The organism is Streptomyces sp. NPDC091682 (assembly GCF_044756625.1).
In the GTDB taxonomy this organism is placed as follows: Bacteria; Actinomycetota; Actinomycetes; order Streptomycetales; family Streptomycetaceae; genus Streptomyces.
Genome location: NZ_JBIVTH010000024.1, coordinates 52,943 through 66,751 on the forward strand (window position 1 = coordinate 52,943; position 13,809 = coordinate 66,751).

The window sequence follows — 13,809 nt, forward strand, 5'->3', positions numbered from 1 at the left end:
GAGGTGTACGGCCACGGTGGGCGGCCTGGGCCCGGTTCTTCATCCCCGAATTCGGCGACAAAAAGCGTACTACCGGGCCCATCCGGTCGCCACCCGGCGCCGGGCGCCGGTTCAGGCGTCCGCGCCCGCCCCCGTCATCCAGCGGTCCGGACGGGCTGCGGCCCGGGAGGTGCGGGAGCGGGCGGCCTGGGCGTGCAGCAGGGTCGCGGCCTCCGGCTCCGGGCGGAGCCTGGCCGTGACCGTGCAGTTCGCGCCGGTGTCCACGTGCACGTCGGCGACGCCGCGGGCGCGGGACCAGGGGCCCTGCGTGAGGCGGACGCTCTGCACCTTGGCGTGCGGGACGAGGTCCGTACGCCGGCACAGGCGGCCGTGCCGGGCGGCGAACACCTCCGGGGAGAGCGCCAGGGCGTAGCCCTTCCACCACACCGGGACCACCCAGCGGGACCCGGTCCGCGGGGAGCCGGAGAAAGACAGGGCCGCCAGGTCCACCCCGGGCAGCACCCGGGCGATGACGGCGGTGGCGGCGTCCCGCGAGGCCACCGGGACCAGGACCGTGTTGTCCGAGCCGGCGACCTTCAGCTCGACGCGGACCAGGCCGCGCCGCCTCCACAGCAGCGGCTCCACGATCCGTACGTTCTGCACGCGCCCCGGCGGCACGGTCTCGTGGGCCCGGTCCAGCAGGCCGTGGTCCAGCCGCAGCCCGTCCGGGGACTCGGCGACCCGCCAGTCGTACTCGGTGAGGAAGCGGCCCGCGGTGCCCGCCCAGACCGCGCCGAGCATCGGGAGCACGGAGACCAGGGCCGCCCACGGGCTGGAACTGAGCCACCACACGACGACCGGCACGGTGAGCCCCGGGACCAGCAGGACCCAGGCACCCAGGTTGAGCAAGAGGGACACGAGGAGCTCGCGCGGGGTCACCCGCAGCAGTTCGCGCTCGGGGGCCTCGCCCAGGCTCACGGCTTCCTCGGGGGCGAAACCGGCCGCGCGGGCGAGGAGCTCGGCGCGCAGGGCGACGGCCTCCTTCTCGCTGAGGAAGGACAGCTGGTCCTTGTCCTCGGTGCCGATGACGTCGAGCCGGAGGCTGGCGACTCCGGTCAGCCGGGCCAGGAGGGGGCGCGTGACGTCCACGGCCTGGAGCCGGTCGAGGCGGATGTGCGCGGTGCGGCGGAAGAAGAGACCGCTGCGGATGCGCAGTTCGGTGTCGGTGATGGCGTAGTGGGTGAACCACCAGCTCAGGAATCCGTAGGCGCCGAAGACCACGATCAGGCCCACCACCGCCGCCACCCGCAGGAGGGCGGACAGGTCGGCCACCCATCTCCCGGCCTGGTCGCCCTGCTGGGCGATCACGCCGACGGTCGCGGCGATCGGCACCCAGGCGCGGCGCAGCGGGGTGAAGGGGTGCAACCGGCGCTCCACGACGGAACCGCTCGCGGGGTCGGTGGTGGGGTCGGTGGTGGGGTCGGTGGTGGGATCGGCGGCGGGGTCGACTGTGGAACCGCTCGCGGGACTGCCCGCAGGACCGCCCGTGGCGGGTACGCCGGCGCCGTCGGCCGGGGCGGGGCTCACAGGCCCGCCGACCTTGCCTCGCCGAGGGCGGTGAGCCGGTCTCGCAGCCGCTCCGCCTCGACCGGCACCAACCCGGGAATCTTGGCGTCGGTGGCGGCCGCGGCCGTGTGCAGCTGCACGGAGGCCAGACCGAAGCGCCGCTCCAGCGGACCGGAGGTGACCTCCACCAGTTGCATCCGCCCGTACGGCACCACGGTCTCCTTCCGCCACAGCACGCCCCGGCTGATCAGCAGGTCGTCCGCGCGCTCGGCGTACCGCCAGGACCGCCAGTTCCGGCCGAGGAGCACCCAGCCCCAGGCCAGGACCGCGAGCCAGAACGCCCCGAGGGCAGCCCACGGCAGGCCGAGCGTCAGCCCCAGTACGACGGTGGTCACGACGGCGAGCAGCACCGTCCATATCAGCAACAGCGTCCGCCGCAGAATCAGCAGCCCGCCCGGTAGGCCGACCCATGCGGGTTCGCCCGTCTCACTCATCTCACTCATCGTCCCCGTTTCCATGCGTCCACCCTAGGGCTGAGACAATGCCCGCATGACGGAGACCACGGTCGGTATCGGCGGAGCGGCGGAGAGCACCGACATGGTGCTCAACATCGGCCCCCAGCACCCTTCCACGCACGGCGTGCTGCGCCTGCGCCTCGTCCTGGACGGCGAGCGGATCGTCAGTGCGGAACCGGTGGTCGGTTACATGCACCGCGGTGCGGAGAAGCTCTTCGAGGCCCGCGACTACCGGCAGATCGTGATGCTCGCGAACCGCCACGACTGGCTGTCGGCGTTCTCGAACGAGCTGGGCGTGGTCATGGCGGTCGAGCGGATGCTCGGCATGGAGGTCCCCGAGCGGGCCGTGTGGATGCGGACGCTGCTGGCCGAGCTGAACCGGGTGCTGAATCACCTGATGTTCCTCGGTTCGTACCCCCTCGAACTGGGTGGGATCACCCCGATCTTCCACGCGTTCCGCGAACGCGAGGAGCTCCAGGCCGTGATGGAGGAGATCTCCGGCGGCCGCATGCACTACATGTTCAACCGCGTCGGCGGCCTCAAGGAAGACCTCCCGGCCGGCTGGCTCGGGCGGGCCCGCGCGGCGATCGCCGACGTCCGCACCCGGATGGACGTCTACGACAAGCTGGTCCACGGGAACGAGATCTTCCGCGCCCGCACGCGCGGGGTCGGCGTCCTGTCCGCCGAAGCGGTGCACGCGTACGGGGTCTCCGGCCCGATCGCCCGCGCCTCCGGAGTCGACTTCGACCTGCGCCGCGACGAGCCCTACCTGGCCTACGGCGAGCTCCAGGACGTCCTGAAGGTGATCACCCGCACCGAGGGCGACTGCCTGGCCCGCTTCGAGTGCCTGCTGGACCAAACCCACAACGCGCTCGACCTGGCCGTGGCCTGCCTGGACCGGATGGACGACCTCCCGCCGGGACCGATCAACCAGCGGCTGCCCAAGGTGCTGAAGGCCCCCGAGGGACACACGTACGCCTGGACCGAGAACCCCCTCGGCATCAACGGCTACTACCTCGTCTCCAAGGGGGAGAAGACCCCGTACCGGCTGAAGCTGCGCAGCGCCTCGTACAACAACATCCAGGCGCTGGCCGTGCTGCTGCCGGGCCAGTTGGTGGCCGACATGGTGGCGATCTTGGGCTCGCTCTTCTTCGTCGTCGGTGACATCGACAAATAGCCCGTCCGGGGGCGATGCCCGATCTAGGGTGATCTCATGATCATCTCTGGTATCTACGCCGCGTACCTGGAGCGGATCGGCATCGCCGAACCCGGATCCCCCTCCGTCGAAGGGCTGTTCGCGCTCACGCGGGCCCATCTGGAGCGGATCCCCTTCGAGAACACCGAGATCCAGCTGGGCCGACCGCCGGGCATCGACCCCGAGCTGTCCGTGCGCCGCATCGGCGCCGGGCGCGGCGGCTACTGCTTCCACCTCAACGGCGCCTTCGCGGCGCTGCTGGAGCGCCTCGGCTACGACGTTACCCGCCACGTCGGGGGCATGACGGCGGACCGCGAGTCCGGAGAGGTGAGCGGTGACCACCTCACCCTGACCGTACGGATCGACGGGGAGGCCTACTTCGTGGACGTCGGCCTGGGCGACGGCCCGCCCGAGCCGCTGCCGCTGCGCGAGGGCTCCTACGAGCTGGGCTTCCGCTACGGCCTGCGGCCGCTGGGCAGCGCGGACGGACCCGACGCGGGCTGGACCTTCCTCAACGAGAGCTCGCCCTTCCCCGCGATGAACTTCCGCTCGGCCCCCGCGACCATGGCCGACTTCGAGGCCGAGCACCTGCGGCTGTCCACCGCCGAGGACTCCCCCTTCCTGCAGTCCTTCTTCATGCTGCGGCGCAACGGCGAGGTCATGAACCGGTTGCACGGCAAGGTCCTGCTGACCCTCGAACCGCAGGGCGGCCGCGACAAGCGCGAACTGGCCGGCCCGGAGGAGCTCTTCGAGGCCATGTCCACCGTCTTCGGACGGGAGCTCGACGACCTGACGGCGGCGGACCGGGCGGCGCTGTGGGCCCGGATCGAGCGGGCGCACGAGGCGTGGCTCGCTTCCCAGCAGGACTGATGTCGGTGCGGCAGGGCAGACTGGGCGCCATGTCCCACTCTCCCCGCCGGGCCTGCCCCTCCTGCGGTCGCGACTGCGCCGTCACCGCCGGACGGATCGCCCGCCACGATCCGCCCTCCGGGCGGGTCCGCGGCGGTCTGGTGTCCTGCCCCGGATCTCGGGCCCGGGTGGTGCTCGGCGCCGCCGCCCCGACCCTGGACGGCTTCGTGTTGTCCGAACACCCCGGGCAACTACCGCTGTTCTGAGGAGCGGCTGCGCTGCGGAGCCGGGAGCTGAGTACGGGGGCCGCGCGGGCTGAGTAGCAGCGCGGATCCCCGTACGGCGGCCCCGCGGCACCGTGGTGGCATGACCCGCACGCCGCAGCCCGCCACCGTCCCCGCGTCCCGGATCCGGTCGCGCGCGGTGCGCGCCGCCCTGCTGTTCCTGCCCGCCCTCTTCGTCGTGAAGGTGCTGGTGCTGACCACCGACCGGGGCGGCCGGTGCTTCGTGAACGACTTCGAGTGTGCGCCCTTCCCGGTCGACGCCTTCGGGGCGCTGCTCGCCGCCCTGGTGGTGTCCTTCGTCGTCGCGACGGCCGCGCCCGCGCGGGCGGGACGGGTCGCGCTCGCCGCGCAGGTGGCGCTGGAGGCGGTGGCCGTGCTGCTCGTCCTGACCTTCCCCTGACCCCCCGGCGGGCTCCCCCGATCGACCGGGGGAAAACCCCCTGGGGCGAAGGGTGTTGACGGGATGTCGGGGCGCGGCGGGCGTCCGTAGCGTTCCTGGCATGACGATCACGCAGCACAACCAGCAGCGCCGCCGGCAGTGGCTGCGGCGCGGCGCCGCAGCCGTGGCCCTCGCCGCCGTACTCGGTGGGATCGCCGCCCCGGCGGCGCTGGCCGCGCCCGCCGCGCGGGCCACCGCATCGACCGCGTCGACCACCCGGGGCGACCTGGTTTCCGTCGTCCCGCTGAACACCCTCAACCGCGACCAGGTCGTCGCCGAGCTCGGCACGCTGGGAATCGACCCGTCGACCGTCCGGTACGGCGTGCGCGCCTACCGGCTGACCTACGCCACCGTGGACCCGCAGGGCCGGCCCACCACCGCGACCGGGTTGTTCGTCCTGCCGCGCGGCGGCCCGCACCGCCCCGACCTGGTCTCCGACACCCACGGCACGGTCGCCACCCGCGACGACGCCCCGTCCGGGGGCGCCGGCTACAACCGGCTCACCCCCTACCTGCACGCCTCCGCCGGCCGGGCCGTCGCCGCACCCGACTACCTGGGCCTGGGCGGCGGCCCGGGCAGCCACCCGTACATGGACACCCGGTCTGCGGTCACGGCCTCCGTCGACATGCTGAAGGCCGCCCGCACCGCCGCCGACCGGCTGGGCCGCCCGGTCAGCCGGGACGTGTACGCCACCGGCTTCTCCCAGGGCGGCCAGGTGGCGATGGCCCTGGGCCGCGAGCTCTCCCGCGGCCGGGACGGCCTGCGGCTGCGGGCGCTGGCCCCGATGGCCGGACCGCACGACCTGCTCGGCACCGAGTTCCCGGGGATCACCGACGGTCGGGTCGATCCGCGCGTCGCCGTCTTCTACCTCTCCTACTTCCTCACGGCCCAGAACCGGCTCCACCCGCTCTACGAGGACCCGGCCGAGGTGTTCCGCGCACCCTATGCACAGGCTGTGGAAGGCCTGTTCGACGGGAGCCACCAGGTGCAGGACATCGTGGCCGCGCTCCCGGCGACACCGCAGGAGCTGCTGACCCCGCAGTGGGTCGAGAACATCCGGAGCCCGCGCGGGGCCCTCCTGGAGGCCGTACGGGCAAACGACGGCGTCTGCGACTGGAAGCCCGCCGCGCCCGTACGCCTGTACGCGGGCGGCGGCGACACGGACGTACCGGCCGCCAACTCCCGGGCCTGCGCCACCGATCTGGCCCGCCACGGGGTCCGTGCGAAGGTCGTGGACCAGGGCCCGGACGCCGACCACACGGCCACGGCGGTCCGCTCGGCGCCCCAGGTGGTCCGCTGGTTCGACTCGATCCGCCAGGGCCGGTCCTAGGCTTTGCCGCCCAGCAGGCCGACCAGGCGCGAGCTGCTGTCCGCGCCGAAGCCCGCCTCGACACCGCGCCGGTAGAGCTCGGCGTGCGCGGCCAGGATCCCGGTGTCCACACCGGAGTCCGCGGCCGTGTGCAGGATGTGCTCGACGCTCGCGGCGCACATCGCGAGGCGCTGGTGCTCACCGCCGTGCTCGTCGGCGTCGATCAGCGGGGTGCCCGCGGTGTAGAAGCCGCGCATGGTGTCGGCCGTGTAGCCGGCGTACGGAAGGATGTCGGTCGCCGTCAGCCCGTTGGCGCGGGCGACGGCGACGGCCTGGTACCAGCCGGTGTAGGCGGTCCAGAAGAGGATCATGTTGAGCTGGTAGTAGAGCTGCGCGTGGCCGGGGTCGGCGCCGCGGTAGTCGGTGGCGGCGAGCAGGTCGAGCGCGGCGCGGTGCTCCTCGTAGACCTCCTGCGGGCCACTGATGAAGATCGACGACCCCTCCTGCCCGATGCCGGTGGGCGGCACGTTGACCCCGCCGGTGAGGTACGCGGCCCCGCGCGCCCCGGCCCACCGGGCGGCGGCGCGGGCCTTGTCCGGGACGTCCGAGGACAGGTTGACCAGCACGCGGCCGCCGAGGTCGGTGTCGCCGAGCGTGCCGTACATGGCTTCGACGTCGATGAGGCTGAGCACGGTCAGCGGGCTCGCGGCGACGGCCTCGGCGATGCCGGCGGCGCGGCGGGCCCCGCGGGCGACGAGCTCCTCGTCCTTGCCCGCGCTGCGGTTCCACACGGTGACCTCGTAGCCGGCGTCGAGATAGGCGGCGGCCATGGCGCGGCCCATCGGGCCGAGGCCCACGACGGTGACCTCGGCGCCCTGGGCCCGGGTGGTACGGATCTGGTTCATGACGGAGTTCTCCCCCAACGCATCGTCTAGAACGAACGCTCTATCTAGCGCTCGGGACGACCGTAGCACGGAGCTAGAACGAACGCTCTATCTAGATTCGGCGGTAGGATCGCGCCCATGGCAACAGCAGCGATGACCACAGCGCCCGGGACGCGCGACCGGCTGGTGCGCACCGCATCCCGCCTCATGCAGCACGGCGGATACGAGAACACCCCGGTCAAGCAGCTCGTCCGCGAGGCCGAGGCCACCCTCGGCTCGCTGTACCACTTCTTCCCGGGCGGCAAGCAGGAACTCGCGGTGGCCGCGATCCACTTCGGCGACGAGGAATTCGCGGAACTGCTCCGCACCGGGCTCGCCGCCCACACCGACCCCGCCGAGGCGGTCGAGGGCGTGGCCGCCCTGCTCGCGCAGGCGCTGGAGGACTCCGACTGGCGGGACGGCTGCCCGGTGACCGCCACGGCCCTGGAGACGGTCGGACGCCTCCCCGAGCTCCAGGCGGCCTGCGCCCGGGCCTTCGCCAACTGGCAGCACCTGGTGGCCGCGAAGCTCCTGGCGTCGGGCTACCCCGAGGCGGAAGCCCGCGACCTGGCGATCACCGTGATCAACACCCTGGAGGGCGCCGAGACGACCTCACAGGTCACCATGAGCCGCACCCCGCTCCTGGTGGCGGGCCGGCACCTGGCCCGGCTGGTGGCCTCGTACCGGGACTGATCCCGGGGGCGGCCGGTGAGGGGCGCCGGGCCGTCCCTCGCGGAGGGGCGACCTAGGAGATCGCGGTCCGGAGCCGGACCACGTCGATCGGCTCGGTCTCGTCGTGGGCCGTCAGATCGATGACCTGGCCCACCGCGCGGGTCTCGTCGGTCGCCGGCTTGAACTCCGGCTCGGCGACGGCCCGGGCGGACTCGGCCTTGTGCACCGCGAGGGCCTCCGCGCCGACCACGTCGGCCAGGTCCTCGTTCTGCACCGCCTCGATCACCGCGCGGGCCTGCGCCGCGTTCTTGGTGCCGAAGAAGTCGAAGCCGCCCTCGACGCGCGAGGCCGTGCGCCGCTGCGCCGCGTACGGGGCCACCGCGGCCGCCGGACGGCGCGCGGGGACCGATGAGGGCGCGGCGGCCGGGGCCGGAGCACGGCCCCGGCCGGAACCGGAACCGGGACCGGGATCGGGCTCCGGGGCCGACGGCCCGGCGGGCAGCGCCCGCGCCGCCCTCCTGCGGGCCAACGCCTCCAGGGCCGAGTGGGCCAGGGCGTAGCCGACCGCGGTGGGCGCGCCCGCCGAGGTGCGCTCCTCGGTGACGGCCGGAAGTTCCTTGGGCGCGGCGGCCGGCGCCGCGGAGGCCTCGATGGCCAGCAGCCGGCGGCCCTCCAGAGCGCTGGCGCGCTCGGTCTCGGCGGTCGCGTACCGCCGCAGCAGCGCCGCGTGCTCGCCGCGCAGGCCCGCCAGTTCGACCCGCTTGGCGCGCAGCTTGGCGTCCAGCCTGGCCCGCAGCATCCGGGCCTCTTCGAGCTCGGATTCGAGCTCGGCTATCCGCTCGTCCGTCCGCCACTCGTCCTTGACCCGCTCGCGCGCGAGCTCGGCGACGCGGCGGCCCGCCGAGCGGTCCCAGGCGCGCATGACGACGGCGCCGGCCACCCCCGCCGCCGCCGTGACGGCCACGAGGAGCCGGAGCGCCATCGGTTCCGCCAGCAGCCAGGCCGCGCCGGCGCCGACGACGGATACACCGGCCACGGTCGTCGGCGTGAGCAGCCGGTGCAGGGGTTCGGGATTGCGGTGGCGTCCACGGGGCATGGCCCGAAATTTACAGGGCATGGGGGTCGAGTGGGATACCCGCCCGGCAAACTCTTCCCAGGCAGTTGAGCCACTTTTCTGCATCAACCCCGTGCGCGCTACTTCTTCACCAGTCCCTTGGACTCCAAGTAGGCCTTCGCGACGTCGGCCGGCTTGGCGCGCTCGGCGTCCACCTTGCGGTTCAGGTCGACCAGATCGGCCGTGGTGAGCGCCTTGGTCAACTTCTCGAGCGCGGCGGCGACCTCCGGGGCCCCGGCGTCCTTGGCGTTGACCACCGGCAGGACGTTGTCGGCGTTCTGGAGCTTCTTGTCGTCGTCCAGCAGGACCAGGCCGTAGCTGTCGAGGGTGGCGTCGGTGGTCGTGGTGAGCACGAGCTGGTCGGCGCCGTCCTTGACCGCCTGCTTGGCCTGCGGGGTACCGACGCCCTTCGGGTCGATACCGGAAACTTGAATTCCGTACGTCTTAGTCAACCCGGGCGCGCAGAAGGGCCGGACGCTGCATTCGTCGCCCGCCGCGATCTTGACCTTGAGTCCGGACTTGCCGAGGTCGGAAAGCGTCTTCAGGTTGTTCTTCTGGGCGAATTCCTTGGTCACGGCGAATGCGTTCTGGTCGACCGCTTCACCGGCGGTCAGCGCCTTCAGGCTGAGCGGGGCCGCGAGCTTCTCCAGGCCCGCCACGGTCGCCGCGACGTCGCTGGAGGCGACCGGCTTCTCCTCGGGCGCCTTCGGACCGTTGACCTTGGCGTTGAGGAACTCCGCGAGCGTGGCCGCGTACTCCGGGACGACGTCGATCTCGCCCTTCTCCAGCGACGGCTCGTACAGCTCACGGTTGTTGACCGTCTTGACCGACGTGCTGTAGCCCGCGTCCCCCAGGACCTGCGCGTAGAGCTCGGCCAGCACGTTCGACTCGGTGAACCCGGCCGCGCCGATCACCAGGCTGCCCTTGCCGCCGCCCGCGGCCGAGGAGGAGTCGGCGGAGGCCGAGCCGCCGTCCTTGCTCTTCTCCAGGCTGTCGCCGCCGCACGCGGCCAGCGAAACCGTCAGGGCCAGGGCGCCCAGGGACGCGCCGAGGACGCGCGTGGTCTTGGTCATGGAGGTACTCCGTTCGAGGCGATGGACAGGAATCAGCGGGACGCCGCCGCCCGCGGCAGCAGCAGCCGGTCCGCCGCCACCAGCGCGCCCTCCACCAGCAGGGCGAGCGCGGCCACCAGCAGGGCGCCCGCGACGACCTGCGGGGTGTTGTACGTGTTGAAGCCGGCGGTGATGATCCGGCCGAGGCCGCCCTGGCCGACCATGGCGGCGATCGTGGCCGTGGCGATGACCTGCACGGCGCCCGAGCGCAGCCCGGTCATCACCATGGCGCGCGCGAGCGGCAGTTCGACGCGCAGGAAGAGCTGGGTCCCGGACATGCCCATGCCGCGGGCGGCCTCCACGACCGAGCGGTCCACCTCGCGCATGCCGACGTACGCGTTGGTCAGCAGCGGCGGGACGGCGAAGAGCACGAGTGCGGCGATGGTGGGCAGGTAGCCGGCGTTGCGCAGCGGGGAGACCATGAACAGCGCCAGCACCGCGAAGACGGGGACGGCCCGGCCGATGTTGGAGATGTTGATCGCGAGGGTGCCGCCCTTGCCGAGGTGGCCGAGGAACAGGCCGATCGGCAGCGCCACCGCGCAGGCGATCGCGAGCGCGACCGCGCTGACGTAGATGTGCTCGCCGAGCCGGTGCCAGACACCGCTCTCCCCCGACCAGTTGGCCCCGTTCGCCAGCCAGTCCCAGGCCCCTGTGATCACGTCCACGGCTTCAGGCCCCCTTCGCCGGAGCAGCAGTCGGAGCCGAATCCGGAGCCGGACCCGCAGCCGAATCCGCACCCGCACCCGCACTCGCACCTGCAGCCGCGGGCCGGGCGCCGGCCCGGGTCCACGGGGTGAGCAGCCGCTGTACGCCGAGCAGCAGCAGGTCGGCCACGAGCGCGAGCAGCACGCACAGCACCGAGGCAGTGAGCACCTGCGCCTTGAAGGAGCTGTTCACGGCCGGAGCGATGAGATTGCCTAGGCCGCCCTTGCCGACGATGGAGCCGACCGTGGTCAGCGCGACCGTCGAGACGGTGGCGATCCGCACCCCGGCGAGCAGCGCCGGCAGCGCGAGCGGCAGTTCGACCTGCCACAGCAGGCGGCCCGGGCCGTACCCCATGCCCCGGGCGGCCTCCCGCACGTCCTCGGGGACGGCCTCCAGGCCGACCAGGACGTTGCGGACCAGGATCGTCAGCGAGTACAGCACCAGCCCGGTCACCACCAGCGCCGCCGAGAGTCCGAAGACCGGCAGCAGCAGGGAGAACATGGCCAGCGAGGGGATCGTGTAGAGCAGGGTGGTCAGACCCAGGACGGGCGCCGCCCAGTGGCGGCCGCGGCGGGCCAGCAGGGCGAGCGGCACGGACACGGCGATGCCGATCAGGACCGACGCGCCCGTGATCCAGATGTGTTCGAGGGTCGCGTCGGTGAGTTCCTGGGAGCGGGAGGTGACGTAGTCCCAGCAGATCCAGTCGTTCGCCACCAGGCAGTTCTGCGCCGCCATGCCCCTCACCCCCGCATCCATCATTCGAACGTATGTATTCATGGTCACCCGTCACAGTGACCCTAACCTCCACCACCCCCGATGGCCGGAATCCTTCGCAGGGGGCAACACGCCCTTCACAAAACAGCTGCCGGCGTACGGAAGGATGGGATGGTGATCCGATTCGAGCACGTGACCAAGCGCTACCCCGACGGGACGACGGCCGTCGAGGACCTGTCCTTCGAGGTGGCGGAGGGTGAGCTGGTCACGCTCGTGGGACCGTCCGGCTGCGGCAAGACGACCACGATGAAGATGGTCAACCGGCTGATCGACCCGACCTCCGGCCGGATCCTGCTGAACGGCGAGGACATCGCGGCCGCCGATCCGGTCGAGCTGCGCCGCCGGATCGGGTACGTCATCCAGCAGGTCGGCCTCTTCCCGCACAAGACGGTGTTGGAGAACACGGCGACCGTGCCGCAGCTGATCGGCACCCCGAAGGCGCGGGCCCGCGCCCGGGCCGCCGAACTGCTGGAACTGGTGGGCCTGGACCCGGCCGTGTACGGGGGCCGGTACCCGCAGCAGCTGTCCGGCGGGCAGCGCCAGCGCGTCGGCGTGGCCCGCGCACTCGCCGCCGATCCACCGGTGCTGCTGATGGACGAGCCGTTCGGCGCGGTGGACCCGGTGGTGCGCGAGCGCCTGCAGAACGAGTTCCTGACCCTGCAGAAGACGGTGCGCAAGACCATCCTGCTGGTCACCCACGACCTGGAGGAGGCGATCCGGCTCGGCGACCGCATCGCGGTCTACGGCTCCGGCACCATCGAGCAGTTCGCCCGCCCGGCGGCGGTGCTCGGGGCGCCCGCCACCGCCTACGTGGCCTCCTTCGTCGGCGCCGACCGGGGGCTCAAGCGGCTCGCCGTCACCCCGGTCGAGGCGGCCGACCTGGCACCGGCCCAGGGGACGGCCCCGGCGACCTCGGTGGAGTTGGGGTCGACGCTGCGCGGGGCGCTCGCCGCCCTGCTCCAGGAGGACTCGGGGCGCATCGGGGTCACGGACCCCGAATCCGGCGCGCTGGTCGGCGTACTGACGCCGGAGGGCGTCCACCGGGCGCTGCGCCGGGCCCAGCTGCAGGAGGCGTAACGCCCGGGGGGGCGGGCGGCCCCGGAAACAGCGGTGACCGGCCTCGGGAGGCCGGTCACGGGTGTCGGACGGTCGGGGTGCCGGGTGTTCGGCACGCGGCGGGTCAGGCCTGGATGCGGCCGCTCATCCACGTCAGCATCGGCGGGATCTCACGTCGCCACGTGTTGAAGTTGTGGCCACCGCTGTCGAGGATGATGGAGGAGACCCGGTCCGGGCCCTGCACCTTCTTGATGAACTTCTTGGTGTCGGCGAGGTTCGGCTCGCCCTTCTCGCTGCTGGTGACGAGGAAGGACGTACCGGTCGGCTTCTTGTTCTCCATGACGTGCAGGACGTCCGCGCGCTTCTTCAGCTTCGCGTCGCCGTGGAACAGGTCACCGGTCGTCGGGTCGTCCGGAGCGTCGTAGTACGCGGACAGGGCCGCGGCGGCACCGAAGGTCTGCGGGTAGTGCGCGGCGATCTTCAGGGCGCAGTAACCGCCCGTGGAATTGCCGATGAAGCCCATGTTCTGGGGCTTCTTGCCGACCCGGAAGGTGTCCTGGATGGCCTGCGGGAGGTCCACCCCGAAGAAGGTCTCGGTCTGCGGGCCACCGGGGATGTCGACGCACTCGGTGTCCCGCGGCGGCGCCACCGTCGGGCGCAGCATGACCAGGATCATCGGCTTCATCTTGCCCGACTTGGAGAGGCTGAAGGCCTTCATCGGGTAGTCGAGCCCCTTGATCAGGTTCTCGGCGGTGCCCGGGTAGCCCGTCAGGACGACGGACGCCGGGAAGTTCTCGTCCTTGTGCTGGGGCTGGAAGTACTCCGGCGGCAGCCACACGTAGCCGGGGCTCGTTATCTTCGACTTCTGCCCGGATATGGCAACCTTCAGGATCTGACCGCCGACCTGGGGCTTGGCACCACCGGGTACGTCCAGCTTCTGCTTGTCGACGACCTTGATGTCCTTGCTGCTCATCGAGTGGTCGACGACCTTGCCCATGGACGTCTCCTGGCCGAACAGGTCTGCCCAGGAACCGTAGAAGAGGAACGACTTGTTGGCCGCCAGCCCCACAGCCGAGAACAGCGCCAGCTGGGTCGCGAGCAGCAGTCCGATGCGGCCGGCGAACGCGCGCCAGGTGCGGCCCGAGAGCTTCGGCCAGAACCACACCGTGGCCGCGAAGAGCAGCACACCGGCGAAGATGGCCAACGCCAGAACCGTATTACTGGTGAGACCCATGAGCAGTCAGTCGACTTTCTTGTAACAGGACCGTTTTTTCCGACGAAAGAGTGAACCCGCTCCTCGTCGATGTCGTCCTAAGG

Annotated in this window: 15 protein-coding genes; 7 read left to right on the forward strand and 8 right to left on the reverse strand. The window is 72.0% G+C overall.

The features are described 5' to 3' along the window. Positions 1 to 111 precede the first annotated feature (111 nt). Positions 112 to 1,566 (reverse strand): PH domain-containing protein, encoded by a 1,455-nt coding sequence (locus ACIQK6_RS36170; RefSeq protein ID WP_402696755.1) that lies wholly within the window; start codon positions 1,564 to 1,566, stop codon positions 112 to 114. Continuing rightward, entirely contained in the window at positions 1,563 to 2,063 is a 501-nt protein-coding gene (locus ACIQK6_RS36175; RefSeq protein WP_329099826.1) for a PH domain-containing protein, read from the reverse strand. The genes ACIQK6_RS36170 and ACIQK6_RS36175 overlap by 4 nt, the downstream gene beginning before the upstream one ends. A gap of 31 nt (positions 2,064 to 2,094) precedes the next feature. Here ACIQK6_RS36175 and ACIQK6_RS36180 point away from each other — a divergent pair, with 31 nt between their 5' ends. The 5 genes from ACIQK6_RS36180 (at position 2,095) to ACIQK6_RS36200 (ending at position 6,157) form a co-directional block, all read left to right on the forward strand. After that, positions 2,095 to 3,237, forward strand: a complete 1,143-nt coding sequence (locus ACIQK6_RS36180) for an NADH-quinone oxidoreductase subunit D (protein ID WP_189744048.1) — start codon at positions 2,095 to 2,097, stop codon at positions 3,235 to 3,237. A gap of 36 nt (positions 3,238 to 3,273) precedes the next feature. Beyond that, the gene (locus tag ACIQK6_RS36185; RefSeq protein ID WP_329099827.1) at positions 3,274 to 4,125 is read left to right on the forward strand and encodes an arylamine N-acetyltransferase; all 852 of its coding nucleotides are present in this window, start codon (positions 3,274 to 3,276) and stop codon (positions 4,123 to 4,125) included. A gap of 29 nt (positions 4,126 to 4,154) precedes the next feature. Further along, the gene (locus ACIQK6_RS36190) at positions 4,155 to 4,370 is read left to right on the forward strand and encodes a hypothetical protein (protein ID WP_329099828.1); all 216 of its coding nucleotides are present in this window, start codon (positions 4,155 to 4,157) and stop codon (positions 4,368 to 4,370) included. A gap of 100 nt (positions 4,371 to 4,470) precedes the next feature. Beyond that, complete coding sequence (locus ACIQK6_RS36195; protein ID WP_329099829.1) at positions 4,471 to 4,788, forward strand: hypothetical protein; 318 nt, start codon at positions 4,471 to 4,473, stop codon at positions 4,786 to 4,788. 100 nt (positions 4,789 to 4,888) lie between these two features. After that, on the forward strand, positions 4,889 to 6,157 hold the full coding sequence (locus ACIQK6_RS36200; RefSeq protein ID WP_329099830.1) for an alpha/beta hydrolase: 1,269 nt from the start codon (positions 4,889 to 4,891) through the stop codon (positions 6,155 to 6,157). On the opposite strand, the gene ACIQK6_RS36205 is transcribed toward ACIQK6_RS36200, so the two are convergent. Next, positions 6,154 to 7,041, reverse strand: a complete 888-nt coding sequence (locus tag ACIQK6_RS36205) for an NAD(P)-binding domain-containing protein (RefSeq protein WP_329099831.1) — start codon at positions 7,039 to 7,041, stop codon at positions 6,154 to 6,156. The two genes, ACIQK6_RS36200 and ACIQK6_RS36205, sit on opposite strands and share 4 nt — an antisense overlap. Before the next feature lie 117 nt (positions 7,042 to 7,158). Here ACIQK6_RS36205 and ACIQK6_RS36210 point away from each other — a divergent pair, with 117 nt between their 5' ends. Beyond that, complete coding sequence (locus tag ACIQK6_RS36210) at positions 7,159 to 7,752, forward strand: TetR/AcrR family transcriptional regulator (protein WP_329099832.1); 594 nt, start codon at positions 7,159 to 7,161, stop codon at positions 7,750 to 7,752. Between the two features lie 52 nt (positions 7,753 to 7,804). On the opposite strand, the gene ACIQK6_RS36215 is transcribed toward ACIQK6_RS36210, so the two are convergent. The 4 genes from ACIQK6_RS36215 to ACIQK6_RS36230 form a co-directional block, all read right to left on the reverse strand. Next, positions 7,805 to 8,827: a hypothetical protein gene (locus tag ACIQK6_RS36215; protein ID WP_329099833.1), complete on the reverse strand. Its 1,023-nt coding sequence runs from the start codon at positions 8,825 to 8,827 to the stop codon at positions 7,805 to 7,807. Positions 8,828 to 8,925: 98 nt separating this feature from the next. Continuing rightward, on the reverse strand, positions 8,926 to 9,918 hold the full coding sequence (locus ACIQK6_RS36220) for an ABC transporter substrate-binding protein (protein WP_329099834.1): 993 nt from the start codon (positions 9,916 to 9,918) through the stop codon (positions 8,926 to 8,928). 32 nt (positions 9,919 to 9,950) lie between these two features. Beyond that, complete coding sequence (locus ACIQK6_RS36225) at positions 9,951 to 10,622, reverse strand: ABC transporter permease (protein ID WP_329099835.1); 672 nt, start codon at positions 10,620 to 10,622, stop codon at positions 9,951 to 9,953. Between the two features lie 4 nt (positions 10,623 to 10,626). Beyond that, positions 10,627 to 11,397, reverse strand: a complete 771-nt coding sequence (locus tag ACIQK6_RS36230) for an ABC transporter permease (protein WP_329099836.1) — start codon at positions 11,395 to 11,397, stop codon at positions 10,627 to 10,629. Positions 11,398 to 11,550: 153 nt separating this feature from the next. Here ACIQK6_RS36230 and ACIQK6_RS36235 point away from each other — a divergent pair, with 153 nt between their 5' ends. After that, the gene (locus tag ACIQK6_RS36235) at positions 11,551 to 12,513 is read left to right on the forward strand and encodes an ATP-binding cassette domain-containing protein (protein WP_329107748.1); all 963 of its coding nucleotides are present in this window, start codon (positions 11,551 to 11,553) and stop codon (positions 12,511 to 12,513) included. A gap of 103 nt (positions 12,514 to 12,616) precedes the next feature. Here ACIQK6_RS36235 and ACIQK6_RS36240 read toward each other — a convergent pair whose 3' ends face one another. Then, positions 12,617 to 13,726 (reverse strand): alpha/beta hydrolase-fold protein, encoded by a 1,110-nt coding sequence (locus ACIQK6_RS36240; RefSeq protein WP_329099837.1) that lies wholly within the window; start codon positions 13,724 to 13,726, stop codon positions 12,617 to 12,619. Positions 13,727 to 13,809 lie beyond the last annotated feature (83 nt).

Coding starts and splice junctions, on each gene's coding strand:
- ACIQK6_RS36175 (WP_329099826.1), bottom strand. CDS start 2,063: ATGGAAACGGGGACGATGAGTGAGATGAGTGAGACGGGCGAACCCGCA.
- ACIQK6_RS36180 (WP_189744048.1), top strand. CDS start 2,095: ATGACGGAGACCACGGTCGGTATCGGCGGAGCGGCGGAGAGCACCGAC.
- ACIQK6_RS36185 (WP_329099827.1), top strand. CDS start 3,274: ATGATCATCTCTGGTATCTACGCCGCGTACCTGGAGCGGATCGGCATC.
- ACIQK6_RS36190 (WP_329099828.1), top strand. CDS start 4,155: ATGTCCCACTCTCCCCGCCGGGCCTGCCCCTCCTGCGGTCGCGACTGC.
- ACIQK6_RS36195 (WP_329099829.1), top strand. CDS start 4,471: ATGACCCGCACGCCGCAGCCCGCCACCGTCCCCGCGTCCCGGATCCGG.
- ACIQK6_RS36200 (WP_329099830.1), top strand. CDS start 4,889: ATGACGATCACGCAGCACAACCAGCAGCGCCGCCGGCAGTGGCTGCGG.
- ACIQK6_RS36205 (WP_329099831.1), bottom strand. CDS start 7,041: ATGAACCAGATCCGTACCACCCGGGCCCAGGGCGCCGAGGTCACCGTC.
- ACIQK6_RS36210 (WP_329099832.1), top strand. CDS start 7,159: ATGGCAACAGCAGCGATGACCACAGCGCCCGGGACGCGCGACCGGCTG.
- ACIQK6_RS36215 (WP_329099833.1), bottom strand. CDS start 8,827: ATGCCCCGTGGACGCCACCGCAATCCCGAACCCCTGCACCGGCTGCTC.
- ACIQK6_RS36220 (WP_329099834.1), bottom strand. CDS start 9,918: ATGACCAAGACCACGCGCGTCCTCGGCGCGTCCCTGGGCGCCCTGGCC.
- ACIQK6_RS36230 (WP_329099836.1), bottom strand. CDS start 11,397: ATGGCGGCGCAGAACTGCCTGGTGGCGAACGACTGGATCTGCTGGGAC.
- ACIQK6_RS36240 (WP_329099837.1), bottom strand. CDS start 13,726: ATGGGTCTCACCAGTAATACGGTTCTGGCGTTGGCCATCTTCGCCGGT.